The organism is Parendozoicomonas verongulae (genome assembly GCF_009711465.1).
In the GTDB taxonomy this organism is placed as follows: domain Bacteria; phylum Pseudomonadota; class Gammaproteobacteria; order Pseudomonadales; family Endozoicomonadaceae; genus Sansalvadorimonas; species Sansalvadorimonas verongulae.
The window spans coordinates 1-1,117 of record NZ_SMME01000546.1 but is presented as its reverse complement, the minus strand read 5'-3'; the positions used below and the strand labels follow the sequence as shown (position 1 = coordinate 1,117).

Annotated in this window: 1 protein-coding gene; it reads right to left on the bottom strand. The window is 55.8% G+C overall.

Annotation, left to right across the window (positions count from 1 at the left end):
* Positions 1-1,117 (bottom strand): hypothetical protein (locus E1189_RS22825; RefSeq protein ID WP_196220970.1); only part of this gene is annotated, 1,117 nt, incomplete at both ends.

The following is a 1,117-nucleotide window of genomic DNA, read 5'->3' as shown; positions in this document are numbered from 1 at the left end:
AGCAGCCCAGTTGAACGCTTTCCCCAGAAGAGGCAAATGTCCGGGCAAGATGTTCTCAGCGTTCATTAATTCCTGGAAATGACGGATACTCAAAAATAAACAGGTTTCAAACCCTGCAAACAACTGCTTATCGAGTTGCAGTCTATCAAACTGCCCCCATGCTCCCGTATCAATAAAAATAGATGCGAAACCCAGTTCGATCTCTTTATCCTCACAGGGAGTATCCACCCTCCCCCCAGCCGCCTGAGTGCGCAACCGAGTCAAGATATCCAGGGACGCTTTCAGATTGCCTGGACCTTCCATTAATTGAAGATGCCTGCCCAGCGTTATCTCGATATCCTTGTCATCACAGGGAGTATCCACCTTCCCCCCGGCCGCCCGGGTACGTAGCCGGGTATAGATGTCCAGAGCCGCTTTCAGATTGTCCCTGCCCCCTATGATCTGAAGCAGCCTGCCCAAAGCCAGTTCGATATCCCTGTCCTCGCAAGGGATATGCATCTGTCCTCCAGCAGCCCGGGCTCGTAGCCGGGTAAAGATGTCCCAGGCTGCCTTCAGGTTATCCCTTCCACCAATGGTCTGAAGCAGCCTGCCCAAAGCCAGTTCGATATCCCTGTCCTCGCAAGGGATATGCATCTGTCCTCCAGCCGCCCGGGTACGTAGCCGAGTAAAGATGTCCAGTGCTGCTTTCAGGTTGTTCGTACCTCCCATAGACTGAAGATGCCTGCCCAGTGTTAACTCGATCTCTTTGTTATCACAGGGGGTGTTAGCCTTCCCCCCGGCTGCCTGGGTGCGCAGCCGGATAAAGATATCCAGGGCTGCTTTCAGGTTGACCGTACCCCCTATGATCTGGAGATGCCTGCCCAGAGCCAGCTCAATATCCTTGTCTTTACAGGGGGTGTTAGCCTTCCCCCCGGCCGCCCGGGTGCGCAGCCGGATAAAGATGTCCCAGGCCGCTCTCAGGTTGTCTGTGCCCCCCATAATCTGGAGATGCATGCCCAGAGCCAGTTCGATTTCCTTGTCATTGCAAGGCGTGTTCGCCCGCCCCCCGGCCGCCCGGATGCGTAGCCGGGTATAGATGTCCCGGGCCGCTTTCAGGTTGTCCGTGCCCCCTATGACC